This is a genomic window from Rhizobium sp. BK529, assembly GCF_014194105.1.
Taxonomy (GTDB): Bacteria; Pseudomonadota; Alphaproteobacteria; order Rhizobiales; family Rhizobiaceae; genus Rhizobium.
Genome location: NZ_JACIAU010000002.1, coordinates 133,689 through 156,232, shown reverse-complemented (window position 1 = coordinate 156,232; position 22,544 = coordinate 133,689). Strand labels below are relative to the sequence as shown.

The 22,544-nt window shown below is 60.7% G+C and carries 24 protein-coding genes; 10 read left to right on the top strand and 14 right to left on the bottom strand.

Annotated features, from left to right (window positions below; translation table 11 throughout):
- Positions 1–31: 31 nt before the first annotated feature.
- Positions 32–1,054: a cyclopropane-fatty-acyl-phospholipid synthase family protein gene (locus FHX08_RS17830; RefSeq protein ID WP_184327415.1), complete on the bottom strand. Its 1,023-nt coding sequence runs from the start codon at positions 1,052–1,054 to the stop codon at positions 32–34.
- 472 nt (positions 1,055–1,526) lie between these two features.
- Between FHX08_RS17830 and FHX08_RS17825 the strand changes: the two genes are divergently transcribed.
- Entirely contained in the window at positions 1,527–3,188 is a 1,662-nt protein-coding gene (locus FHX08_RS17825; RefSeq protein WP_184327414.1) for a Na/Pi cotransporter family protein, read from the top strand.
- A 449-nt stretch (positions 3,189–3,637) separates the two neighbouring features.
- Here the strand turns inward: FHX08_RS17825 and FHX08_RS17820 are convergent, their stop codons facing one another.
- Positions 3,638–3,991, bottom strand: coding sequence for a YbaN family protein (locus FHX08_RS17820; protein ID WP_245508318.1), 354 nt, complete (start codon positions 3,989–3,991; stop codon positions 3,638–3,640).
- A gap of 188 nt (positions 3,992–4,179) precedes the next feature.
- On the opposite strand from FHX08_RS17820, the gene FHX08_RS17815 reads away from it, so the two are divergent.
- Together FHX08_RS17815 and FHX08_RS17810 are read left to right on the top strand one after the other, a co-directional pair.
- Complete coding sequence (locus tag FHX08_RS17815; RefSeq protein WP_132654623.1) at positions 4,180–5,091, top strand: acetamidase/formamidase family protein; 912 nt, start codon at positions 4,180–4,182, stop codon at positions 5,089–5,091.
- A gap of 59 nt (positions 5,092–5,150) precedes the next feature.
- Complete coding sequence (locus FHX08_RS17810; RefSeq protein ID WP_184327413.1) at positions 5,151–5,906, top strand: IclR family transcriptional regulator C-terminal domain-containing protein; 756 nt, start codon at positions 5,151–5,153, stop codon at positions 5,904–5,906.
- A 13-nt stretch (positions 5,907–5,919) separates the two neighbouring features.
- Here FHX08_RS17810 and FHX08_RS17805 read toward each other — a convergent pair whose 3' ends face one another.
- From FHX08_RS17805 to pcaQ, 6 genes are all read right to left on the bottom strand, one after another.
- Entirely contained in the window at positions 5,920–6,405 is a 486-nt protein-coding gene (locus FHX08_RS17805) for a DedA family protein (RefSeq protein WP_184327412.1), read from the bottom strand.
- Positions 6,406–6,411: 6 nt separating this feature from the next.
- A complete protein-coding gene (locus FHX08_RS17800; RefSeq protein ID WP_246698340.1) occupies positions 6,412–7,041 on the bottom strand; it encodes a class I SAM-dependent methyltransferase in 630 nt (209 codons plus the stop codon).
- 26 nt (positions 7,042–7,067) lie between these two features.
- Positions 7,068–8,438, bottom strand: coding sequence for a HAMP domain-containing sensor histidine kinase (locus FHX08_RS17795; RefSeq protein ID WP_184327411.1), 1,371 nt, complete (start codon positions 8,436–8,438; stop codon positions 7,068–7,070).
- A complete protein-coding gene (locus tag FHX08_RS17790; protein ID WP_184327410.1) occupies positions 8,435–9,112 on the bottom strand; it encodes a response regulator transcription factor in 678 nt (225 codons plus the stop codon). Before FHX08_RS17790 ends, FHX08_RS17795 begins: the two co-directional genes overlap by 4 nt.
- A gap of 83 nt (positions 9,113–9,195) precedes the next feature.
- A complete protein-coding gene (locus FHX08_RS17785; protein WP_246698339.1) occupies positions 9,196–9,633 on the bottom strand; it encodes an NAD-binding protein in 438 nt (145 codons plus the stop codon).
- A gap of 23 nt (positions 9,634–9,656) precedes the next feature.
- Positions 9,657–10,595 (bottom strand): pca operon transcription factor PcaQ, encoded by a 939-nt coding sequence (gene pcaQ / locus FHX08_RS17780; RefSeq protein ID WP_184327409.1) that lies wholly within the window; start codon positions 10,593–10,595, stop codon positions 9,657–9,659.
- 93 nt (positions 10,596–10,688) lie between these two features.
- Between pcaQ and pcaD the strand changes: the two genes are divergently transcribed.
- The 6 genes from pcaD to FHX08_RS17750 all read left to right on the top strand — a co-directional run bounded on the left by pcaD (position 10,689) and on the right by FHX08_RS17750 (position 15,258).
- Positions 10,689–11,492, top strand: a complete 804-nt coding sequence (gene pcaD, locus FHX08_RS17775; RefSeq protein ID WP_184327408.1) for a 3-oxoadipate enol-lactonase — start codon at positions 10,689–10,691, stop codon at positions 11,490–11,492.
- On the top strand, positions 11,489–11,887 hold the full coding sequence (gene pcaC, locus FHX08_RS17770; RefSeq protein ID WP_184327407.1) for a 4-carboxymuconolactone decarboxylase: 399 nt from the start codon (positions 11,489–11,491) through the stop codon (positions 11,885–11,887). Before pcaD ends, pcaC begins: the two co-directional genes overlap by 4 nt.
- Before the next feature lie 10 nt (positions 11,888–11,897).
- Positions 11,898–12,647, top strand: coding sequence for a protocatechuate 3,4-dioxygenase subunit beta (gene pcaH / locus FHX08_RS17765; RefSeq protein WP_132654603.1), 750 nt, complete (start codon positions 11,898–11,900; stop codon positions 12,645–12,647).
- Between the two features lies 1 nt (position 12,648).
- Positions 12,649–13,260, top strand: a complete 612-nt coding sequence (pcaG, locus tag FHX08_RS17760) for a protocatechuate 3,4-dioxygenase subunit alpha (RefSeq protein ID WP_132654601.1) — start codon at positions 12,649–12,651, stop codon at positions 13,258–13,260.
- A gap of 121 nt (positions 13,261–13,381) precedes the next feature.
- A complete protein-coding gene (locus tag FHX08_RS17755) occupies positions 13,382–14,428 on the top strand; it encodes a 3-carboxy-cis,cis-muconate cycloisomerase (RefSeq protein ID WP_184327406.1) in 1,047 nt (348 codons plus the stop codon).
- 62 nt (positions 14,429–14,490) lie between these two features.
- Entirely contained in the window at positions 14,491–15,258 is a 768-nt protein-coding gene (locus FHX08_RS17750; protein WP_184327405.1) for an SDR family oxidoreductase, read from the top strand.
- A gap of 2 nt (positions 15,259–15,260) precedes the next feature.
- Here the strand turns inward: FHX08_RS17750 and FHX08_RS17745 are convergent, their stop codons facing one another.
- The 4 genes from FHX08_RS17745 to FHX08_RS17730 form a co-directional block, all read right to left on the bottom strand.
- Positions 15,261–15,470 (bottom strand): hypothetical protein, encoded by a 210-nt coding sequence (locus tag FHX08_RS17745; RefSeq protein WP_132654595.1) that lies wholly within the window; start codon positions 15,468–15,470, stop codon positions 15,261–15,263.
- 79 nt (positions 15,471–15,549) lie between these two features.
- Complete coding sequence (locus FHX08_RS17740) at positions 15,550–17,229, bottom strand: iron ABC transporter permease (protein ID WP_184327404.1); 1,680 nt, start codon at positions 17,227–17,229, stop codon at positions 15,550–15,552.
- 11 nt (positions 17,230–17,240) lie between these two features.
- Positions 17,241–18,200, bottom strand: a complete 960-nt coding sequence (locus FHX08_RS17735; protein ID WP_184327403.1) for an ABC transporter substrate-binding protein — start codon at positions 18,198–18,200, stop codon at positions 17,241–17,243.
- The gene (locus FHX08_RS17730) at positions 18,193–19,308 is read right to left on the bottom strand and encodes an ABC transporter ATP-binding protein (protein WP_184327402.1); all 1,116 of its coding nucleotides are present in this window, start codon (positions 19,306–19,308) and stop codon (positions 18,193–18,195) included. The genes FHX08_RS17735 and FHX08_RS17730 overlap by 8 nt, the downstream gene beginning before the upstream one ends.
- Before the next feature lie 496 nt (positions 19,309–19,804).
- On the opposite strand from FHX08_RS17730, the gene FHX08_RS17725 reads away from it, so the two are divergent.
- Positions 19,805–20,635, top strand: coding sequence for an MBL fold metallo-hydrolase (locus FHX08_RS17725; protein ID WP_184327401.1), 831 nt, complete (start codon positions 19,805–19,807; stop codon positions 20,633–20,635).
- Here FHX08_RS17725 and FHX08_RS17720 read toward each other — a convergent pair.
- Positions 20,617–21,384, bottom strand: coding sequence for a polysaccharide deacetylase family protein (locus FHX08_RS17720; protein ID WP_132654585.1), 768 nt, complete (start codon positions 21,382–21,384; stop codon positions 20,617–20,619). The genes FHX08_RS17725 and FHX08_RS17720 overlap by 19 nt on opposite strands.
- Positions 21,374–22,468 (bottom strand): glycosyltransferase family 4 protein, encoded by a 1,095-nt coding sequence (locus FHX08_RS17715; RefSeq protein ID WP_184327400.1) that lies wholly within the window; start codon positions 22,466–22,468, stop codon positions 21,374–21,376. Before FHX08_RS17715 ends, FHX08_RS17720 begins: the two co-directional genes overlap by 11 nt.
- Positions 22,469–22,544: the final 76 nt, after the last annotated feature.

Here is a 22,544-nt window from a genome sequence, read left to right as displayed (position 1 = left end):
TGCCGGCCCGACGCAGCCAATGGTCCGCTGACTATTCGAAGAGAATGAGGCTTGCCGGAGTTGGCGGCATCGGTTTGACCATGACGCCGGCAAGGCCAGCCAATCTTGCCATCTCTGTCAGTTCGCTCTGCGAATAGGCCTGACCTGCAGGCGTGCCGGCGAGCATCTCCCAAGAGAACGCCGCGGGAAAAGGAGGCGAAACGCCATCTTCATTCGGCACGAAATCGACCGCGACAATCCGACCATCCTCTGCAAGGCTCGCTCTGATCTTTCGTAAGAGCTGGGCACATGTTGGCAGATCGAAATGGTGCAGAAAATTCGGAAGCAGGACGAGATCATAACCCGTACCCCATTCCACATCGAAGGCACTGCCGGTGATCGTCCGGTACCGGTTAGCCACGCCGGCTTTTTCCGCATTCTGCTTCGACAGCTCCAATACGGCCGCCCAGTCGACGGCGACGATCTCGGCAGACGGAAAGGCCTTCGCAATTTCGATCCCGAAAACACCTGGACCTGCAGCGATGTCTAAAACCTTTTGGGGAGGCTTAGTCCAGCCGGAGATTTCGTCCGCCAGTATTTTGGCGCTTAGACCCGTAAAGGAGCCCATGCCGCGCGCAAACTTCACCCAGACGGGGTTGTCTGGCGACATGTTCGCAAGCCCGGCCGAACCGCCGTTTCGCACAACGGCGGCCGGATCGCGCAAAAAGTTATCCAATATTTCGGGCGCGGCTGTGAACTCGACGGCAGCGCCCATATAAGCCGGCGAATTGCGATCCAGGAACATTCTGGTCGAGGGCGTCATTCGGTACTGCCCGCTATCCTTTGTCAGAAAACCATGGACCACGAGGTAGTCGCACAGGATGCGCACCCCACGCTCCGAGGCGCTTATTGCCGCTGCCAGCTGCGCTGCAGACTTGCCCTCGCCAATATGAGTGAAGAGATCGAGCTCGATGGCCGCCCTGATCGCTGCAGTCTTTCGACATGCAAACAGTGCATCGACCACGAGTTCCGGTGACACGACGCCCGCATGGGCATCCTCAACGATTGTTTCCATGAGACCCTCCCAGAGCTCTCGATTGCTCTTGCCTGGCAGCGCCAGCCCGAGAAATTATGCGTGCATTCGCATATTCTACAATACTTACCGAGCTAACCCTATCTGGTACCCCCTCGTCCGCATAAACTACTAGTCTGATCGTACCACGTTGGCGTGTGCCGGAATCCATTCCGTTTGCGATAGACGCCGCGGCAGCTCTTCGCCTGGCGGCTGCCGCGCCCATCGATAATATGGACGACGTCGCCGGCGCTACCAAACATATGCCTTTCGTGCGATGAAAAAAGGAATCGCAACACAGGGTAGTATTCGCGTATGATTTGATTTAGCGAGCACTAAAGGGAAAAGCCGATGACCGCGATCGTCCAGACAGTGAAGAAGCTCGATCTCGAACATCTAAAAGTCTCGCCGGAGCAGATCAGGACCTGTCCGTGCCGCACGAAGTATTGATAGCGGAAGAGTAGACGGGGCGCCTATGTCGACCGTAATTGCCATTCTCGGCGGCGTCGGGCTGTTTCTGCTCGGGATGACCGTCATGACCGACGGACTGAAGGCGCTGGCCGGCTCGGCCCTGCGCTCGGTCCTCGGCAAAGCGGCGGCCAACCCGTTCACAGGCGCCTTCTGGGGCGCCCTCATCACGCTGCTCGTGCAATCGTCGAGCGCTGTGACGATGACGACGATCGGCCTCGTCAATGCCGGGCTCCTGACCTTCCCACAAGGGCTCGGCCTCGTGCTCGGAGCCAATGTCGGAACGACGGGCACCGGCTGGCTCGTGGCGTTGCTGGGTGTGCGCGTCTCGCTGTCCGCCTACGCCCTGCCCATGATCTTCGCCGGCGCGCTGGCCAAGCTGTTGGGCGGCGGGCGGACTGCGGCAGCGGGCGGCGCGGTCGCAGGCTTTGCGTTGGTGCTCTACGGGCTCACGACACTGCAGCAGGGCATGGGGGGCCTTGCGGAAAGCCTGCACCCATCCGATTTGCCTGCTGTGCTGGGTGTGCCAGGAGTTGGCTGGATCTCAGGCTCGATCGGTCTCCTGACGCTGATCGTCGTCGGCCTGGCGATGACTGCGGTCATGCAGTCATCGACGGCTGCCATCGCCGTCACCATTGCGGCTTTCTATGCCGGAGCAATCAGCCTCGAGCAGGGCTCTGCCCTGATCATCGGCCAGAATATCGGAACGGCGACGAGCTCTGCATTGGCAGCCATCGGCGCCAGCTCAACGGCCAAGCGCCTGGCGCTTGCCTATGTGCTGTTCAAGCTCATAGCCGCACTCATTGCAATTATCTCCTTTCCTTTTACTGCGAGTGCGATGAAGGCATTTGCCGCGTCCGCCGACGGGACGACGCTCCTGGCCGCCTACCACACGGCCTATAATATCGTCGGTGTCGCGGTTCTCCTTCCGGCAACGCAATGGTTCACCCGTGTCGTGGAGCGACTTCTGCCTTCCCGGGAGACGCCGCTCGAGCGTGCACTCGATCCAAGCGCGCTCGTCAATCCGGTGATCGCGGTCGAAACCACACGACGCGTCGTGGCGGAAATCCTGAAGACATCGGCTGCTTCAATCGCCGCCGCCCTTTCGTCCGAGGGCGGCCGCGGGATGCAGGATACGGCAGCGGCAGCCGCCGCACTCTCACAGGCACGGGATTTTCTGTCCGAGCTGAAAGAACCACCCGAGACGGAAGAGGAGCGGCTGCGCATGACGAGCACGCTGCACGCGCTGGAACACGCCTCCAGGCTCGTGGAGATCCTCGGCGAAGGCGGAATCCCTGGACGAACGCCCGGTGCTTCCGACGATCTGAGCGCTACTGAGCTTTGCAGACAGGCGATGCGGGCGACGCAGATGGTCAGTGATTCGATTACCGCCGAGTCTGCACTCACGGCACGAGCCGAGCCGATCGGCTGGACCGTTTCGGCCGAGGTTGACGCCTCGTTCGCAGACATTGAACGCGCGGCGAAGGATCTTGATGCCAAGCAGCGCGATCACCGCGCCGAAACTCTCGCCGCCGTTGCGCCCGGAAAATTGACCGCTACCGAAGCCTTTGCCCGCGTCGACGCTGTTCGGCGGCTCGATCGGATCACGCATCATGCCTGGCGCTCGGCGGCGCATCTCCTCGGCCGACACGAGGCGATCGATCCCTGAACCTGGCAATCGAGACCAGTGGCCCGACCTGAAACCCAGCAACAGGAAGGGAAGACGATGCGTCAGGAGAGACGATAGCGATAGGTTCGGAGGCCTAACGTCCTCTGGTTTCCCGTGATGCCGGCAGCGTCGTGCTTTCCCAATGCCATTCGACATTTCCGGGTACAAATCCGAGCTTGGGGTTCCTGCGGCCGATAATTCGACGGCTTCCGGTATTCGGCGCCAGGTGATCGACGTCGATCAGAAAGGCGTCAAAACTGTCGCGCCAACGTGGATCGATGTGGTGGTCGGACGCAAGCATGCGTCGATACTGTTCCCGCAGGAACTTGTGTTTATGAGTTTTTGGCATGGCGCTCAGGTGGGATGCTGGGAGTGTCGAAGCAATAGTGAGCGGGCCGTATAATTTGAGTTTACACGCGTTGTAAAGTGCCTCTTTTCGACGAGATGGGTTAGCCGCCGCTTTCGTCGGGCTCGCTGCGTCCCGCTGAGTCTGGCCGCGAGGCGACGTATGCAGCGCAAGCCAGGATGAATGCACCGACGATGATCGCGAGAAGAAGAGAGGGTCCCGCGGTCACAAGGAAAATCGCGTATCCAGCCAACATCCCCACCAGGGCCAGCATCTTGGATTTCCGGGAAATTGCGCCATTCTCACGCCAGTCACGTAACGAGCTGCCGAAACGACTGTCCATCAGATAGGCCTCCAGACGAGGCGATGACCGGCTGAAGAACCACGCGGCCAGGATGAAGAAGATCGTCGTCGGCATGAGCGGAAGGATGGCACCAATAATTCCAAGGCCGACCATCAGGAGACCAAGGCAAATGTAGATCGCTCGTCGGAGCGAACTGCGCGATGGACTTGGTGTAGAATTCAATTCGCGCACTCCTCATCGGGATGATTGACATCGACGCTCACCTGGTTGACGCGTAAGCTCATCGAACCACAGGATCGCTTCGCGCAAAACATTCCAAACATCTGATCGGAACATCTACAATGACGACCCACCATTTCGTCGCAACCGCCTTTTACAATGTCATTGGGACCATGCCTCCGGCCTTGGAGATCGCGAGCGGCGACACCGTCGTGACCCGCACTATCGATGCATGGGGCTATGATGAGAATAACGTGCAGCGGGCACACGGCCCCAACCCCATGAACGGGCCGATCTTCGTCGAAGGTGCGGAGCCTGGAGATGCCCTCAAGGTCGAAATCCTGGAAATGAAACCCACCAGGGATACCGGCTTTACGCGAAGCGTATTGGCGGCAAATGTCATTGATCCGGAGGCGGTTCGCGATCTTCCAAGGCCAGAGAAGACGCTTTGGGACATCGACCGGCAAGCAATGACTGTGAAGCTCAGGGAACCCGTTGCCGGCATCGAAAACCTTGTGCTGCCGCTGTCGCCGATGATCGGATGCTTCGGCGTAGCGCCGAGCCATGGCCAGGCGATCTCGACGGCGACCAGTGGCGCCTACGGTGGAAACATGGACTACCGCCTGCTGGGCCCGGGCGCAACAATCTGGTTTCCGGTCTCCGCGCCCGGTGCCTTGTTCTTTCTCGGCGATTGCCATGCAGTCCAGGGAGATGGAGAAATTGTCGGCACTGGCGTCGAGACCACGTTCGAAGTTACCGTCCGTCTGACCGTTGAAAAGGGAAGGCCGATCTCCTGGCCAAGGGCCGACGTTGCTGACGATATCGTCACTATCGGCAATGCGAGACCGCTGGATCAGGCTCTGCAGCATGCAACGAGCGAAATGCTGAACGTGCTTGTCGCCGACTACGGTCTGACGAAGGTCGCGGCCAGCCATTTGCTCGGCCAGGTCGTCCGCTACGACATAGGCAACGTCTTCGACCCCGCCTATACGGTTGCCTGCCGGGTTGCAAAGAAATGGCTTCCAGTGCGCTGATTAATCCAGATAGATCGGTGCCGAACTTCCGAGCCTTCATCAGGGAGCCAGACCAGCCCATGCGGGAAAGTGATTTCGTCAGCGGCTTCGCCCGCGGCCTCAAAGTGATCGAAGCCTTCGGCGAAATGCACCGCCGGCTGTCTATCACCGATGCCGCAAAGCTGACCGGCCTCGATCGGGCAACCGTCCGCCGTTCGCTGCTGACGCTTGCTGAACTCGGTTATGCCGACTACGACGGCAAGTTCTTCACCCTGACGCCCAGGATCCTGCGGCTCGGTCACGCCTATCTGGAAGCGACACCGCTGCCGGTGCTGATCCAACCGCATCTCGATGCGCTCTCCGAAAAGGCCGGCCAAAGCGCCTCGGCCTCGGTGCTTGAAGGCACAGAGATCGTCTATATCGCCCGCGCCTCGCAGCGCCGCGTCATGTCGATCAATCTGACACCTGGCAGCCGGCTTCCCGCCTATTGCGCTTCGATGGGCCGGGTCCTGCTTGCCGCTTTGCCTCAAGCTGAAGCCCTGGCCGTTCTTTCCAGGAGCGAACTGAAAGCGAATACGCCGAAAACCAAGACCGATATTCAGGAACTGATGGCTGAGCTCCATAAGATTCGTGCGCAGGGCTACGCCTTGATCGATCAGGAACTGGAGCTGGGCCTCTGCTCCATTGCCGTACCGGTCCAGAACGAGCGTAGCCAGACAGTTGCCGCGATCAATATCGGTGCGCCGGCCGCTCATGTGCCGGCAAGCGAGATGGTCGCGCGCTACCTGTCGCTGTTGCGGGAAGCCCAAGTCACCCTGCGCACAGTGCTACGCTAGATGATGAAATGTTCTAAAAATGCCGGACCATCCAGCCGGCGGAAATCAGGGCGCCGTTCCAGATCAGACAACCGAGGAAGGTGGCGATCGCAAAGCGGGCAGCATCGATCGTGACAACCGCCGAGGCGAGGCCTGAGTAGACGCGGGCGGCCGGCACGAGCTGCACCAGCGCCATGCGCGTCACGCTTTCCGAGTACCAACCCGAAGCCTGCCGCACGGCCGAGAAGCGCCCAAGCCAGTTCGACAGCAGCCGCAACTGTGGATGGGCGCCCGAGAACCGGGCCAGATAATACCAGCAGAGCGAACCCGACATCGAGCCAAAAGCCGAGATGACGATGAGCGGCACCACCGCGGAAAACTCCGAACCCGCCGTCAGCCCGAAGAGGAGATAGAGGCCGAAAGAAGGGACGACAGGCACAAGCTTTTCCAGCATAGCGACGATCATCACGCCTCCGAGCCCTGTTGCGAGCAGGCAGGTGACGAAGTTCGGTAAGACCATCTTCGCTCACTCCTCTATGCGCGAGATACGGAAGACGCTTGCGGGCGGGAGATTCAGGCGCACCCGGCCGAGCCTCTCCGCCCGCAGGCCGAGTTCGCCGAGCACATCTGACGGCACCGAACAGGATTGTCCGTAGGTGAACTGGTAGAAGGCACCGCCACGTTCCAGCAGACTGAATCCACCGCCGACGATGGCGGTAATGACCTCGATCGGCATGTTACGAAAAGGCAGACCGCTGACGATTGCCACCTGTAACCCGAGCTCAGCCCTGCAGGAGGCAAGTTCGCGCGCATCCCGCTGAAGAACGGTCACATTCGGAAAGCGCTGCTGCAGCGGAGCGATGAAACGGGTTTCGAGCTCCACCAATGTCAGGTCTCGGGCCGGCAAGCCACGTTTGAGAAGTGCCGCTGTGAAAACCCCCGTGCCCGGGCCAAGCTCCAGCACTTTACCTGCCGTGGGCTCGATCTCGCTAGTCATCAGCCGCGCCAGCCGCCCTCCGGAGGGCACAATCGCGCCGATTTTCCTGGGCTCGGCGAGAAGTGCGCCAAAGAAGGCGGCCAGCGGCGGCTGTTTCATGCAGTTCTCCGGTATCGATCGGTCGACGCCCGATATCAGCTCTTCAAATGATGCGAGCATGACGCCCTTCCTCAGCGCCAAAAGATTTAAGCATTCTGGATCGCTGGTTCGAAGCTCATATTGAACGCCGCTCCGCCGCCAGCCGCATCCGATACCCACACCCGCCCGTGATGTATTTTGACGATCTCACGCACAAGGTGGAGGCCGAGGCCAATACCCTGGCCGCCCGCGTTGGCGCGCTGGAAGGGTTCGAAAATCCGCTCCCGGTCTTCCGGCGCAATGCCTAGGCCCTCATCGCTGACGCAAATCTGCGCCGGACGCTCCACGGCAATGGTGATCGTGCCGCTCCTGCCGCCGTGCTGAATAGCATTCTGCACCAGATTGGCGATTGCCCGTTCCAGCGCGGTCTCGTCGCCGAGAATGCGTTCCGGCATCGAGCGCAGCTCGAAATTGGCCTGATAGCCGGCAGCGATGATCAGCGGCGCAAGCTCCGCTGCCTGTCGTCTTGCGACCGACGCAAGGTCGATCGTGCAGTTTGGCACCGGTTCCTGATTAAGCCGCTGCAGGTCGAGCAATTGCTGGGCTAACGTCGAGAGGCGAGCGACATCCTCCAGGAGCCGATTGGTCGCGTCCGTTGGCGGCATGGTCTCCAGCCGGTTCTGCAGGATGGCAATCGGTGTGCGCAATTCATGGGCAGCGGCCAGCATGAAACGCCTCTGTTTGTTGTGATCATCGTCGAGGCGCTGTAGCGTTTCGTTCATGGCAATGACCAGCGGCGCCACTTCCTCCGGCACGTTTTCGAGCGGCAGGCGATAGCCGCGTGTCGTTCCGTCAATACCTTGTGCTGCCTGCGCCACCTCATTCAATCCTTGGTGGATACCGCGCGCAACGAAGGGCGTAACCGCCAGTGTGATCAGACCCGTCAGCAAAATGACCGGCAGAACAACACCGGAGGCGATCGCCACGAAGACGACAAGAAGTTTTCCGGCCGAGAGACTGCCCTGACGTCCGACGATGACGAGGAGATCACCGTGATCGGTCTTCACCTTTTGGAGGCGCGCGGCAATTGTCGCCGGATTGTCCTCATCACCGTTGAAACGCGCCTCGGCGATATCCGTGCCCGAGTTCGCTATGGCTAGATATTGCGCCGGCACATTGCCGTCTGTCAGCACCTGCCCCTGCTGATCACGCACCAGGAACCAGAAATCGGCTGCTTTGTCGCGCTGGTAATCCAGATCATCCGTGTTGGTGATGCGCATCGAACCATCGGGATTCCAGGCTAGCGATTGCGTCACCGCGTCGATTGCATGTTCATCTGGAGCGAAAATCCCGCTCATGCCCGAGATCCAGAAGACGAAGGCGAAGGCAATCGCGATCAGCACAAGCGTCGCGGCCTGCAACGCCACCAGCCGGCGGATCAACCGCCATTTTAGCGAGTAGAACTTCATCTTCTTCATGGCCGGGCCTGTCGGATCAGGTAGCCCACGCCACGGATCGTATGGATTTCGACACGCGCGCCTGCCGTATCGAGCTTGCGGCGCACACGGGAGACATGCGCATCGAGCGCATTAGACTGGATCTCGTCATCCATGCCGTAGACTGCCTCTTCCAGGCTCGATCGCTCAACCGTACGGCCGGCGCGGCGCATAAGCGCTTCCAGCACCAGCAATTCACGCCGCGGCAATTCCAGCGGAACGTCGCCGACACGCGCCTCGCGGTTACGCAGGTCGAAATATAGCCGGCCGAGGCAAAGGCTCTCGATCTCGATGTTGCCCGGGCGGCGTAGGATGGCTCTCAGACGCGCCATCAGCTCCTCGACGGCGAAGGGTTTGGCAAGATAATCGTCGGCGCCGAGATCGAGCCCCTCGATCCGGTCCTTCAGATCGCCGCGCGCCGTCAGCATAATAACGGGAACGGCGGCCTGAATGCGGCGCGCTTCGGCGATCAGTTCGAGCCCATCACCATCGGGCAGGCTGCGATCGAGCAGCAGGGCATCGTAGCTGTTCAGCCGTACGGCCTCCTCGGCCGCCTCAATGGTTGAAACGTGGTCCGTGATGATATTGTTGTTACGAAGCGCCGCCGTCAGCACGGCGGCCATTTCCGGTTCATCTTCCGCCAGCAAGACGCGCATTCGATCGTCCAACTTCAAAAGCCGCTCTCTGCACAGACAAGATTGCGTCAGCATGACGCGAAAGACTAGAGCCACGCGGCGTTTCAGTCTCCGAATGGCAGCTTCAGTTCTTCCGTCCGGGCTTCGAGGGCGTAAATGACGGCCGCCATGTCCTCGCGCCCGAATCCTAGGCTTTCGGTTTCGGCGTAGAGCTGATGACAGGCATCGAGCAGCGGCGAAGCAATGCCCGCCTGCCGCGCCGCTTCGGCCACCAGCCTGTTGTTCTTCAAAACGTCCGATATTGCCGCCTGCACGGAGAAATCCCGTTCGACAAGCTTGCCGCTCTTGATCCGCGATATGCCGCTTGCCATCTGGCCGGCATCGACCACCGCCTTGAAAAGCCCCATATCCAGCCCCTGGCGGCCGGCAAAGTGTGCTGCTTCGGCAAGCCCCGTGACCGTGCTGATCAGGAAGATATTGACGGCAAGCTTCATCAGAAGTGCATTGGGCACGGCGCCGCAGACGACCGTCTCCCGGCACATCGGCCTCAGGAGCAGGTTGAAGCTTAGTGCTCAGGCGCGGGCTCGCCTGAAATTTCCAGCGCCGCCTCGCGGATCGTCTGCATGAGGATGGAAAGCGGAAGCGAGGGAATGGAATCGGCGCGCATCGTCAACCCGACAGGCCCTTTCGTTTCACCGGTATCGATCGGAAGAGCGGCAAGCACGCCATCGGCGATATCCCGCGCGACCACACCATTGGAAATGATCCAAATCGCGTCGCTATCGCGCACGAAAGCGCGCCCGAAGGCATCGGAAACGGTTTCGATCTGACTCGGCAGGCTGGCGACACCATTGGCAATGAGGAAATTCTCGACAACCGGCCGGATAATCGAACTGCGGGTCGGCATCAGGAGCGTATAGCGACCAAGTTCGGCAAAGAGCGATTTTCTGGCGTTAAGCAACGGATGGCCGGCGCGCACGGCAAAGACAACTTGTTCGGAATACAGATGCTCGAAGGAAAAGCCTGCCATCCTTTCCGCTCCCGCCAGGCGCCCGACAACGAGATCGAGATCGCCAACACGCAACTGCTCCAGGAGCACGGCATTGTCACCAGTGACGATCTTCACCCGGCTCCAGGTCTTTTCCTTCAGAAACAGATCCATCGCCCGCGGCATGATGCGCGTCGAAACCGTCGGCAGCGCGCCGACACGGATCGGCGGGGCGTCACCGAACTGCTCCTGAGAGACGGAGTCGAGCCCTTGCCGAAGCGCCGTCAGCGCAGCACCCGCATGGCGCAGGAAGACTTCCCCGTGACGAGTGATCCTGATGCCACGCCCCTCGCGCTCGAAGACGCCGACGCCGAGCGCCTGTTCCAGCTCACGGATCGTCTTCGTCACCGCCGGCTGGCTGACATGCAGGAGTTCAGCCGCCTTCATGACGCTTTTCTGCCGCGCCACCTCGACAAAGGTCTGGAGATGGCGAAACTTGATGCGGCTATCGATCATTGCTTTCATAACTCATGAGTTATCGGAAAGCCAAGAAATATCATTTTACTTAACCGGATCAACTCATCAAAATTGGTGTCGAGGAGATTTAAAGTGCAGTTTGCCCGTATCAACGATGTAACGATCCACTACCAGCTCATTAGTGCGCCGGCGGACCGACCGGTTATTGTCTTTGCCAATTCGCTCGGCACCGATTTCCGTATCTGGCGTGACGTGATCGTGCGTCTTGCCGGCGATTTTGGCATCATCCTATACGACATGCGCGGCCACGGTCTCTCCGACGTTGGCCAGGTGCCCTACGCCATGGAGGATCATGCCACCGATCTTGCCGGCCTGCTTGATCTGCTTTCGGTCAAGGATGCCCTCATCTGCGGGCTCTCGGTCGGCGGCCTGATCGCCCAGTCGCTCTACCAGCGCCGCCCGGATCTGGTGAAAGCGCTCATCCTCTGCGACACCGCCCACAAGATCGGCACCGCCGATAGCTGGAACAGCCGTATCGCCGCCGTCGAGGCGAATGGCATTGCCAGCATCGTCGACATGGTCATGGAACGGTGGTTCACGCCGGCGTTCCGCAGACCGGAGAACATCGCCTATGCCGGCTATTGTAACATGCTGATCCGCCAGCCCGTTGAAGGTTACAACGCGACCTGTGCGGCGATCCGCGACGCTGATTTCACCGAAGCCGCGGCCAGGATCAAGGTGCCGACCATCTGCATCGTCGGCGATCAGGACGGCTCGACGCCACCGGATCTGGTGCTCTCTACGGCCAAGATGATCCCGCACGCGCGCTACGAAGTCATCAAGGATTGCGCCCATATTCCGCCCGTCGAGCAGCCTGAAGCGCTCACCGCAATCATCCGCGCCTTCCTCTCATCCATTGGAGACAAGAGCCCATGAGCGACACAGCGTCCGAACGCTTCAGGCAGGGCATGGCAACCCGTCGTTCCGTTCTCGGCGATGCCCATGTCGACCGCGCCCAAGCCGCTGCGACCGAATTCGACAAACCGTTCCAGGAGCTGATCACTGAGGCCGCCTGGGGCCATGTCTGGTCCCGTCCGGCACTGACGAAGCGTGAGCGCTCGATGATCACGATCGCGCTGCTTGCCGCGCTCGGCCAGGACGACGAGGTGGCCATGCATGTGCGCGCCACCGCCAATACCGGCGCCTCCCGGGAGGATATTCGCGAGGCGCTGTTGCATGTGGCAATCTATGCCGGCGTGCCGGCAGCCAATCATGCGATCAAGATCGCAAAACAGGTTTTCGAGCAGATGGACGCCGGCAAGGCGGCCTGAGGGGGAGCGAATGTCCGACTTACCGAACCGCAAGCCAGAAACCGGCGCCTTCTTCGCCCGCGACCGCGCCTGGCATCCGCCAGCCTATGCGCCGGGTTACAAGACCTCCATCCTGCGTTCGCCGCAGCGCGCGCTGCTGTCGCTGGACGGCACCATCTCCGAAATCACCGGCCCGGTTTTCGGTCACTCGATGATCGGCGAGATGGATAACGACCTGATCCATAATTTTGCGCGGCCCGGCGAGAGCGCCATCGGTGAACGCATCATCGTGCACGGCAGAGTGCTCGATGAACGCGGCCGTCCGCAATCCGGCGTTCTGGTGGAATTCTGGCAGGCCAATGCCGGCGGCCGTTATCGCCACAAGAAAGAGACCTATCTTGCCGCCATCGACCCGAATTTCGGCGGCTGCGGCCGCTTCGTCACCGACGAGGAGGGCCGCTACTTCTTCCGCACCGTGCGCCCCGGCGCCTATCCCTGGCCGAACGGCGTCAACGATTGGCGCCCGGCCCACATCCATTTCTCGATCTTCGGCCATGGCTTCTCGCAGCGCCTGATCACCCAGATGTATTTCGAGGGTGATCCAATGATCTGGAAATGTCCGATCGTCGGTACGATCCCTGACAAGGCGGCGATTGAGCAGCTCATTGCGCCGCTCGATTGGGGCAATACGATCCCAATGGACAGCCGCGCCTACAAGTTCGATATCGTGTTGCGCGGTCGCCGCTCGACCATGTTCGAAAACAAGATGGAGGGGAACTGACATGCAGGAACTCGGCTACCTCAAAGAAACCCCGTCCCAGACCGCCGGCCCCTATGTGCATATCGGCCTGACGCCGAATTTCTGCGACATCACCGGCGTCTATGACAGCGATCTCGGCACGCAGATGGTCAATGACAAGACGCTCGGTGAGCGGATTACCGTCAGCGGACGTATCTTCGACGGCGCCGGCGCCCTCGTTCGCGATGCCGTCGTCGAGATCTGGCACGCCGACAGCGCCGGTCTCTACAACAGCCCCTCGGAAATGCGTGGCACGGCCGACCCGAATTTCACCGGCTGGGGCCGCTGCCCAACCCGCGCCGAAGACGGCGTCTACTCTTTCGAAACCATCAAGCCCGGCAAGGTCCCGTTCAAGGACGGCCGCAAGATGGCGCCGCACATCACCTTCTGGATCGTCGCCCGCGGCATCAATATCGGCCTGCACACACGCATGTATTTCCCGGAAGAGCAGGATGCCAATGCGGCAGACCCAATTCTGGCGCGGATCGAACACCGCGAGCGTGTGGCAACGCTGATTGCCGCTCGCGATGGCGCGAAGCTGAGCTTCGATATCCACCTGCAGGGACCGAAGGAAACGGTGTTCCTGGATATTTAAGCGATCTCGACTGGCGACTTGCCCGCGGTCCGTCGGGCAAGTAGCGTCGGCTTCGCCCTTCCGTGTTTGGGTCGAGATAAGCCGACGAGTGGACGGGGATTGCCATGAAACGAGTTGCCACATGACCACATCCCCTTTCGACCATCCCTTCCTTTCCGGCCTGCTCGGCGACGCTGAAATCGCCGCCTATTTCTCAGCCGAGGCTGATATCAGGGCGATGCTCTCCTTCGAAGCGGCACTTGCACGCTCCGAGGCAACGCATGGTATCATTCCGGCGGAAGCCGCGCTAACGATCGGCGAGGCCTGCGCTGGCTTTACCGCAGATATGCAAAGCCTGAAGGTTGCAACGGCCAGAGACGGTGTCGTTATTCCCGACCTCGTCAAGCAACTGAGAGAAGCGGTCGGCAACGAGGCGGGCGAGCATGTCCATTTCGGCGCGACCAGCCAGGATGTCATCGACACCAGCCTGATGTTGCGGCTGAAATCCGTGACCTTCCTGTTCGGCGGACGGTTGCATGCCATCGTCACGAAACTGGCAGCGCTCGAGCGGCAGCTCGGCGCCAACCGCCTGATGGGCCACACGCGCATGCAGGCGGCAATCCCCATTACCGCCGCCGACCGCATCGCCGCCTGGCGGATGCCGCTGGAGATCTATCGCGACCGGCTGACGGAGCAAACTTTCCCCGTGCAATTCGGCGGTGCTGCCGGCACACTCGAAAAGTTAGGAGCCGAGGCGTCCGCTGTGCGCGCCTCGCTGGCGCAGGAACTGGGATTGACCGATGAGCCGCAGTGGCACAGCCGCCGTAGCCGCATTGCCGATCTCGCCAATCTCTATTCCTTGATCTCAGGCAGTCTCGGAAAATTCGGGCAGGATATCGCATTGCTCGCCGAAGCCGGAGGCGAGATCGAGCTTGCGGGTGGCGGCACGTCCTCGGCCATGGCCCACAAGCAGAATCCGGTCGCCGCCGAAACGCTTGTTGCGCTCGCCCGCTTCAACGCCACACAGCTTTCTGCCATTCACCATTCGCTTGTCCACGAACAGGAACGCTCGGGGGCAGCCTGGACGCTCGAATGGCTGGTGCTGCCGCAGATGGCCATGGCGACTGCAGCCTCGCTGCGGCTGGCGGCGGAACTTATCGGCAATATCAAGCGTCTGGGGGCAGGCTGATCGCCTTTGCAAGAAAGCGGCAAAACCGGCTATGCAGGGGCGTTGATTTCAGGAGTGATCCCGTGACCTTTCCCCTCTTCGATCTTTCCGGCCGCCGCGCACTAGTGACGGGCTCCAGCCAGGGCATCGGTTATGCGCTCGCACTCGGGCTTGCTGAACACGGCGCCTCCATCATCATCAACGGCCGCAACGCCCAGAAGGCGGAGGCTGCCGCCGAGACGATCCGCGAGCACAAACATCACGCCGTCAGCGCTGCCTTCGACGTGACCGACGCCGAGGCCTGCCGCTCGGCAATTGCCTATATCGAAGCCGAGATCGGCCCGATCGATATCCTCATCAACAATGCCGGCATGCAGTTCCGCACGCCGCTGGAGAGCTTTCCCGTTGAAAAGTGGGACGAGCTCTTCCGCACTAATGTCTCCAGCGTCTTCTACGTCAGCCAACCGGTCGCGCAGGCGATGATCAGCCGCGGTCGCGGCAAGATCATCAACATCGCCTCGGTGCAGGCCGAGCTCGCCCGGCCCGGTATCGCGCCCTATACGGCAACCAAGGGTGCCATCCGCAATCTCACCCGCGGCATGGCAACCGACTGGGCAAAGCATGGCCTGCAGGTCAATGCCATTGCGCCTGGCTATTTCAAGACGCCGCTCAACCAAGCCCTCGTCGATGATCCGAAATTCTCGGGCTGGCTTGAAAGCCGCACGCCGGCTGGCCGCTGGGGCGATGTCGAGGAGCTCGTCGGCGCGGCCGTCTTCCTGGCCTCCGACGCGTCGTCCTTCGTCAACGGTCATACGCTGATGGTCGACGGTGGGATTACGGCATCGCTCTGATGTTAATCGCCTCCTCCGTCACCGCCGCCATCACCTCCATCGTCGCAGTCAAAACTCACTTCGAGGCCGCCCTCGCCTTGGCCAAGAACGAAACGCCCTGGAATACGAAGGCTCCTCCACCAGCTAGGGTTCCAAGACAGGAATACGGCAAATGCGACGATGAGGATGGAGACGACCGCGAGGCCTATAAGGATCTCCGTGACAGGAGCCATGTTCACTCCAAAGGTTGTGCGAGGAAATTATCTCAGCAATTTCCGCGAGAAACAAGAACGTTTCGATGTCGCTCGCGCCTCAATCCGCAACCATATTGCCGCGGCGCATCAGCCCCATCAGGATCAGTGGCAGCAGCGTGGTAATGCAAATGGCGATGAAGGCCATCGCCATGCCAAGGCCGATCGAGCCTTGCTCGAACTGACGCCAGATGAAGGTCGCGATCGTCTGCATGCCAACGGGTGCGACGACGACGGAAGCGACGAGTTCACGGGAGGCAAGCGCAAACACAAGCAGCATGGAGGAGGCAAGGCTCGGGAAGACGAGCGGCAACAGGATACGACGGAAGGCCGTGACTCCGCTAGCACCGCAAACGCGGGCAGCCGCCTCCAGATTGTCGCCGATCTGCTGGAAAGCTGCGGTGGTATAGCGTACCGGCTGCGGCAGCAGGATGCAGCAATAGGCCAAGAGCAGGATGAAAGCAGTATTGTAGGGCGTGATGGGTAGGCCCGGCATGTTCCAGGCGAGGATGAGGCCGACAGCAACGACGATACCGGGCAGAGCATTCGGCAGGACGGTCATGACATCGATCGCCATGCGGCCGGGCATTTTCGTCTTCACGCCGGTATAAGCGGCCGTGACCCCGATCAGGCCCGTTATCAGCGCCGTGCCGATACCGAGCGAGAAGCTGTTGACCAGCGCCGTCACGGCGCCGGCACTGTTGCCGAACACTGCCATGAAATTGTCGAGGCTGACATTGTCGAAGGATAGGCCACCGGAGATCGTGCGCGCCAGCGCCGTTGCGAGGATCGCAAGCAACGGCACGCCGGTCGCAAGGAAGGCGACGACGCTGAAAGCTATCATCACGGGCGCCTTCAGCGCGCCGAGCGGTCGCTTGTCTTTCGCCGTCGGCTTGCCGCTGACCGTCTGGTAGGAGCGGCGCGCGAGAATCCAGCGCTGCAGCAGGAAGGCGGCGAGCGACATGGCGACCAGCACCAGCGACAGGATGGCCGCACCTGGCAGGTCGATCGGCCAGTCGGTAACCCGCAGGTCGATGCCGGTCACCAGCACCTGGAAACCAGCGCGGCGGCCCAGCGCTGCCGGTGTGCCGTATTCTTCTATCGCGGCGGCAAAGACCAGCATTAGGCTTGCCGTCAGGCCCGGTGCAGACAACGGCAGCGTGATGCGCCAGAAGGCGCGTGCCGGCGAGGCGCCAAAGACGCGGCCGACCTCGGCATAACGCGCACCGACGGCCTCGACCGTGCGCGATACGGCGAAATAGACGACCGGAAAAGTATTGAAGGCCATGACGAGCGTCATGCCAAAAATCGAAAACAGGAAAGGTGCCAGATTGAAGCCTGCAAACTGCTGCAGATAACCGCGCGGCTGCAGGGTCATGATCCAGCCGAGTGTGGCGATATAGGGCGGGATCATGAAGGGTACGAGCAGAAGCACGTCCCAGAGAGGCGCAAAAGGAATTCTATAGAGAGCGCGAAAGACACCGAGCGGCACAGCGAGGAGAGCCGAGGCAAGCACGACGCAGGCACCGAGCAGGATAGTGTTCCCACCCATGCGGATCAGCGAACTGTCGGCAAGCGTCGCATAGAGTGAAGAGAAAGGGCCTGCAAAGGAGCCCTGTCCGAGTTCAGGAAAAATTCCTTGCAGCACCACCGCGATAAAGGGAACGGCAACGACGAGAACAAGACCCGCTGTTGCCAGCCAGGCGGCCGGAGCCGTGCCGCCGATGCCGTTTCCTCTCATATGCCAAGACCTTACTTCGCGCCGTAGAGATCGGCGAAGGCCTTCAGCGTTTCCTTGCGCTTGCCGTAGACAGCAGCCGTGTCATACTTCAGCAGCGTCAGGTCGCCGATCAGCGGACGGCTGGCAGCTACGTCGGTGCGCGACGGCATCAGCATCTCGTCGGCAACCAGCTTCTGGCCTTCCTCAGAGAGCATGTAGTCGATGAACTTCTTGGCGTCGTCCTGGTTCTTGGACCAGTTCATGATCATGGCCGGGCGCGGGGCGATAACCGTGCCGGACTTCGGGAACACGACTTCGATATTCTCGCCCTTCTTCTGGGCGGCGAGAGCGATGTAGTCGACGGCGCCGAAAACAACGGCCTTTGCGCCCTGCAGAACCGGGTTCAGGGCGTCGGCGTTGGCGCCGGCAATGATTGCGCCGTTGGCCTGCAGAGACTTGAAGAGCTTCCAGTCGTCCCGGCCGGCGAGAGCGGCGGTCAGTTCGAAGGAAGAGCCGGACTGTGCCGGATCCGGAATATTGACGAGGTCCTTGTATTCCGGCTTCGTCAGGTCAGCCCATTCGGCCGGCTTCGGCGTACCGCTCTTGGTGTTCCAGACGATGCCGAGAGCAGAGATGCCCTGAGCGACAGCGCCTTCAGATTTCAGAAACTCGGGAACCTTGGCAGCGTTGGGGCTGGAATAGTTGACGAGCCAGCCGCGCTTGGCGAAATCTTTTGCCGTATCCCACGAAGCCGAAATGACGACGTCAACAACCGGGTTGGCGGCTTCGGCCTCGATACGGGCCATGACCTTACCGGTCGTTGCCTGGAAAACATTGACCTTGACGCCGGTCTGCTTGGTAAAGCCGGCCGACAGCTTGTCGATCAGGCTCTGCGGGCCAGCGGTGTAAACGGTGACGTCGGCATGGGCGACGCCTGCCATCAGGGCGGCGGCGACGATGCCAAAAGTAATGCTCTTCAATGACTTAAACATGCTCCAGCTTCTCCTCTATGGATTGGGGTATTTTTTGTCGAAACCAGCGGATCTGTGCAGCGTCGATCGCTAGGCCGATCGTCTCACCGGCACGCAGCTTAACTCGGCTCAGAACCTGCAATTTCAGGCCCGGCAAACCGGGGAGCGAAACGCTTGCCAGATGCCCGTCGCCGCGAAACTGCGAGCGAAGCACTGTGGCCGCGAGCCGATCGGAAGAGGCCTCGCCGGCCGAGATCGAGGCGACCGGGATCAGCACGCGAGCGGTGGCTCCCGCTATGCCTTCGGCTTCGGAGAGCACGATGTCGCTGCCCTTGAAATGCCAGGCTGGTCCGCGCCGCTCGACTTCGGCAAGGCAGCCAAGCCGCAGGAAATCCGCGACCTCAGGCGTTGCAGGCCGTTCGATAAGATCGTCGGGTGAAGCAAGTTGCTCGATCAGGCCGGCGCGCATGACAGCGACCTCATCGGCGAGCGTCAACGCTTCGCTATGGTCGTGTGTCACATAAATGGCCGTCAGGCCGAGCGAGGAGATGAGCTCGGCAAGCTCGCCCACCATGTTTTCCCGCAGTTCGCGGTCGAGATTTGAGAGCGGTTCGTCGAAGAGGATGAGCTGCGGCTCGGCAACAATGGCGCGGGCTATCGCCACGCGTTGTTGCTGGCCGCCCGAGAGATCGCTCGGCCGCCGGTCGGCATAGGCTGAGAGACCGACGCGTTCGAGCGCCCGCATCGTCCGGGTCTGACGCTCGGCTTTGCTTACGCCGCGCATTTCCAGCGGAAAGGAAACGTTGCCGCCGACCGTCAGATGTGGCCAGAGCGCATAGTCCTGGAAAACCATGCCGAGCCCGCGCCGCTCCGGCGGAGCGAAAGCGCCGGTCGCGCCATCAGCAACTGTCGTACCAGCGATTGAAACGGACCCCTTCGTCGGCGCAAGCAGGCCAGCCACCAACCGCAGAAGCGTGGTCTTGCCGCAGCCAGATGGGCCGAGCAGCGCCAGCGTCTTGCCCTTTTCAAGAGAAAAATCAATACCTTTGAGAATCTGCGTCGACCCGTAACTCAATTCCAGGCCCGCCGTGGCAACGGCAGAAGACGATCGGATTGAGGGGGCGTTCATGGGCAGACCAAATGTCGCTTTAAAGAAAGTATGGCGACATTTAGGCACGGCAGATGACAGCTTTGCGACGGTTTGGTTTCGGTTTCGTGACAATATCGTCGGCAGAAAGAGCCTCGGCTCTTTAGCGCAGTAATTGTAATCCCGGTGCCAACATGCCGGCTTTTCCGACATATCGTTTGATCAGGCAGCCTATCGTTCACACGGCATCAAAACCGGTAAAAGCCAAGAATTTGCATTTTCAGTCGCGCGCAACCATTTAAGATGCATGATCCGCGGAAATGTCGCGAGCTCGCCCATGCCGGAACGTTTACAGAAAACAAACCATACCGGCTTGCATTCTGAGCCAAAAGCCGATTGCTTAGGAAAATCTACTTCTTCTTCGGCTAGCCGTTGGAAGAGTGCGAGGAGACATAGGCAAACCCGTGGAATTCTGCAGCTTCGCATCGGGATCGATGGTGACTACGATGGTGAAGCGGGAAAGCTGGTTTGAAAGAAGATGAGTAACGATCTGTTTCAGGTAAAATTTTGGGGCGTACGGGGCAGTATCCCCGTGTCAGGCCCAGAATTCGACCGCTATGGAGGCAACACCTCCTGCGTTGAAATCCGCTGTGGGGAGCACCGGATGCTGTTCGACGCAGGCTCCGGCCTGCGTGAAGCCGGCCTGTCTCTCATTGCTGATGACGTCCACGATGTCGATCTCTTCTTCAGCCACTGCCATTACGATCACATCATCGGCCTACCCTTCTTCAAGGCCATCTACTACCCGTCGATCAACGTCAACATCTGGTCTGGTCATCTCGACGGCAAGATGAGCACGCGCGAAATGGTCGAGCAGTTCATCAGCCCGCCCTGGTTCCCGGTAAAGACCGATATCTGTCAGGCGACGATGAATTTCCGCGATTTCCATGCGGGCCAGACACTGACCCCGCATGACGGTGTAGAGATGCAGACCTATATGCTGAACCATCCCGGCGGGGCGATCGGCTATCGCATCCGCTGGAAGGGCCGCACCGTTTCGCTGATCTACGACATCGAGCACACGCCCGGTACCTGCGATCCGGTAGCCCTCGAAATGATGAAGGACGCCGATCTGGTCGTCTACGACTGCACCTACAATGAAGACGAGATGCAGCGCTTCAAGGGCTTCGGCCATTCCACATGGCAGCACGGCACCGAACTTGCAAAGATGGCCGGCGCCAAGCGTTTCGCTCTCTTCCATCATGCGCCTTCGCGCACCGATGAACAGCTTGGCATCATGGAAAGCCAGGCCCAGGCCGCCTTTGCCGGCGCCTTCGCTGCCCGCGACAATCAGGTTCTCGATATCTGATCCTGCACGAGTGCGGCAGCGGAGGCCCATTCCACCGCCGGATGGCCCGACGTCGCCTCGAAGAATTCGGCAAGGAAGTCCCAGGCCGCCGCATCATGCACCAGATGATGCCCGAGTATGCCGATGGGCTCGTTGCGACCGTTAAACCGATCCTGCAGTTCCGCGACCACTTCGCCGATCAGGTCTGCCGCCGGCCGCCCGCCGCGCGTGCCGTGCCAGTCCATGAGGTCAACATGGGAATTGACGATGGCGAGGGGGCTTTCGCCCCTGATGCGTCCGTAGGTGGAGAGGGATTCAAATCCGAGCGCAGGCAGCTTGCGAATGAGGCCGTTGTCGATCCGATTCCATGGCGGAACCAGCATGGCGAGAAAATGCGACGGATAGAGCCCCTTCAACTTCAGGAAGCCCTCATAGAGCTCGCCGAGAATCGCCTCTTCCGGGCGTGCTCCGCCGAGCTCCTGCTTCTTTTCGTGGGGTCCGGCATAATTGTGATGCGCCCAGCCGTGAACGGCCACGCCGACATGCACCTCATCTGCAAGCCGCGCGGCCAGCGCCTCTCCGGTCGACGCCGGGATGACCGCGAGCGTAACAGGAATGCCATAGCTCTTCGTCTCGGAAAGCAGCCGCTCCAGGGCCGCCGTCGGCTCGACCGCATCGTCATCCCGCAGCCAAAGCCGCGCCATGCGGCCGGCGTCGTGCCAGCGATCCAGCTCCCGATATAGCGGCTCGCGGATGGTGCTATCGATCATGTGCTGCTCCTGCATGATTACGTAGGATCATATCCAGTTCTCGTGCCGCGCCGGCAAGCGAACGTTTGTCGATGACGAAGCGGCGGGCGGCGGCGGCCAAGGCGTCACGGCGCGCCCGGTCATCCAGCAGTCCGGCAATAGCCTGCGCAAAAGCTTCCACATCGCCATCGGGCGTCAAGAACCCTGTCATATCGGCTTCCACCACGGCAGGCACACCTGCGGTCCTTTGCGCCACAACAGGAAGGCCTGCCGCCTGCGCCTCGAGATAGGCAAGTCCGTAGGCTTCTCCGCAGCCCGGCCAGACATAGATGCCGCCCTTCGAAAGCAATAGGGCGATCTCTTCCGGCCCCCTTTGGCCGAGCCAGTCGATTCGGCCGGGCGCAAAGCCGGCAAACAGCGCCTCCACCTCAGTCCTGAGCGGACCGTCGCCGATAATCTCGAGCGTCCAGGGCCGATCCTCGATTACGTGCAGTGCCGTTGCGAGCAGCTTGTAGCTCTCCATCTTGTCACCGGCCCGCATCATGGCCACGGTCATCAAGCGTAGCGGATCGGGCGCGGGCGTGATCGCTTCGAACAGCGCCGCGTCGATGAACGGCCTTACTTCAGCAATTCGCGCTTCTGGAAAGACCTCTTCCAATCCTTTCCGGTCGCGTTCGGTGAAGGCGATATTAACCGCTGCCTGGCGGATCGCGTCCCCCACCGGTTTCTGGAAGAAGGCCCAGCCCATCCCGTCCCGCTTGCGCGAATAAGAGGCTTCCGCCGTGACATAGGGAATGGCGAACTGTTCCGCGAACGCGGGACCGAAGAGATCCGGGGACTTGTAATAGGGATGGTAACTGAACCAGAGTTCCGGCCTCGTCTCGTTGCGCCATTTGCGTCGCAGTCGCTCGAATTCTTCTTCCGTCTTCGCAAGCACACCGGCCGCCGCCTCCGACGTGCCGGCGTGGACGCGGAACTCGGACACGACTTCGACCGTATGTCCGGCCATCTCCAGGGCACGGATCAACAGCCGCGCCATCAGCCGGTCGCCTGAAGGCACTGGATGATTTGGCGATTTCATCGGCGCATAGAAAGCAATCCGCATCGGACACTCCGCGTATGACAGTGTGTTTCCAATCGGCGCTCACGCCGTAAGCGAAAATTTCCGCTATTGTCACTAT

Coding starts and splice junctions, on each gene's coding strand:
- FHX08_RS17785 (WP_246698339.1), bottom strand. CDS start 9,633: ATGTGCCGGGAGACGGTCGTCTGCGGCGCCGTGCCCAATGCACTTCTG.
- FHX08_RS17825 (WP_184327414.1), top strand. CDS start 1,527: ATGTCGACCGTAATTGCCATTCTCGGCGGCGTCGGGCTGTTTCTGCTC.
- FHX08_RS17805 (WP_184327412.1), bottom strand. CDS start 6,405: ATGGTCTTACCGAACTTCGTCACCTGCCTGCTCGCAACAGGGCTCGGA.
- FHX08_RS17725 (WP_184327401.1), top strand. CDS start 19,805: ATGAGTAACGATCTGTTTCAGGTAAAATTTTGGGGCGTACGGGGCAGT.
- pcaG (WP_132654601.1), top strand. CDS start 12,649: ATGCAGGAACTCGGCTACCTCAAAGAAACCCCGTCCCAGACCGCCGGC.
- FHX08_RS17800 (WP_246698340.1), bottom strand. CDS start 7,041: ATGCTCGCATCATTTGAAGAGCTGATATCGGGCGTCGACCGATCGATA.
- FHX08_RS17745 (WP_132654595.1), bottom strand. CDS start 15,470: ATGGCTCCTGTCACGGAGATCCTTATAGGCCTCGCGGTCGTCTCCATC.
- FHX08_RS17790 (WP_184327410.1), bottom strand. CDS start 9,112: ATGCGCGTCTTGCTGGCGGAAGATGAACCGGAAATGGCCGCCGTGCTG.
- FHX08_RS17730 (WP_184327402.1), bottom strand. CDS start 19,308: ATGAACGCCCCCTCAATCCGATCGTCTTCTGCCGTTGCCACGGCGGGC.
- FHX08_RS17810 (WP_184327413.1), top strand. CDS start 5,151: ATGCGGGAAAGTGATTTCGTCAGCGGCTTCGCCCGCGGCCTCAAAGTG.
- FHX08_RS17830 (WP_184327415.1), bottom strand. CDS start 1,054: ATGGAAACAATCGTTGAGGATGCCCATGCGGGCGTCGTGTCACCGGAA.
- FHX08_RS17715 (WP_184327400.1), bottom strand. CDS start 22,468: ATGCGGATTGCTTTCTATGCGCCGATGAAATCGCCAAATCATCCAGTG.
- FHX08_RS17795 (WP_184327411.1), bottom strand. CDS start 8,438: ATGAAGAAGATGAAGTTCTACTCGCTAAAATGGCGGTTGATCCGCCGG.
- pcaQ (WP_184327409.1), bottom strand. CDS start 10,595: ATGATCGATAGCCGCATCAAGTTTCGCCATCTCCAGACCTTTGTCGAG.
- FHX08_RS17720 (WP_132654585.1), bottom strand. CDS start 21,384: ATGATCGATAGCACCATCCGCGAGCCGCTATATCGGGAGCTGGATCGC.
- FHX08_RS17815 (WP_132654623.1), top strand. CDS start 4,180: ATGACGACCCACCATTTCGTCGCAACCGCCTTTTACAATGTCATTGGG.
- FHX08_RS17820 (WP_245508318.1), bottom strand. CDS start 3,991: ATGGTCGGCCTTGGAATTATTGGTGCCATCCTTCCGCTCATGCCGACG.
- FHX08_RS17735 (WP_184327403.1), bottom strand. CDS start 18,200: ATGTTTAAGTCATTGAAGAGCATTACTTTTGGCATCGTCGCCGCCGCC.
- FHX08_RS17755 (WP_184327406.1), top strand. CDS start 13,382: ATGACCACATCCCCTTTCGACCATCCCTTCCTTTCCGGCCTGCTCGGC.
- pcaH (WP_132654603.1), top strand. CDS start 11,898: ATGTCCGACTTACCGAACCGCAAGCCAGAAACCGGCGCCTTCTTCGCC.
- pcaC (WP_184327407.1), top strand. CDS start 11,489: ATGAGCGACACAGCGTCCGAACGCTTCAGGCAGGGCATGGCAACCCGT.
- FHX08_RS17740 (WP_184327404.1), bottom strand. CDS start 17,229: ATGAGAGGAAACGGCATCGGCGGCACGGCTCCGGCCGCCTGGCTGGCA.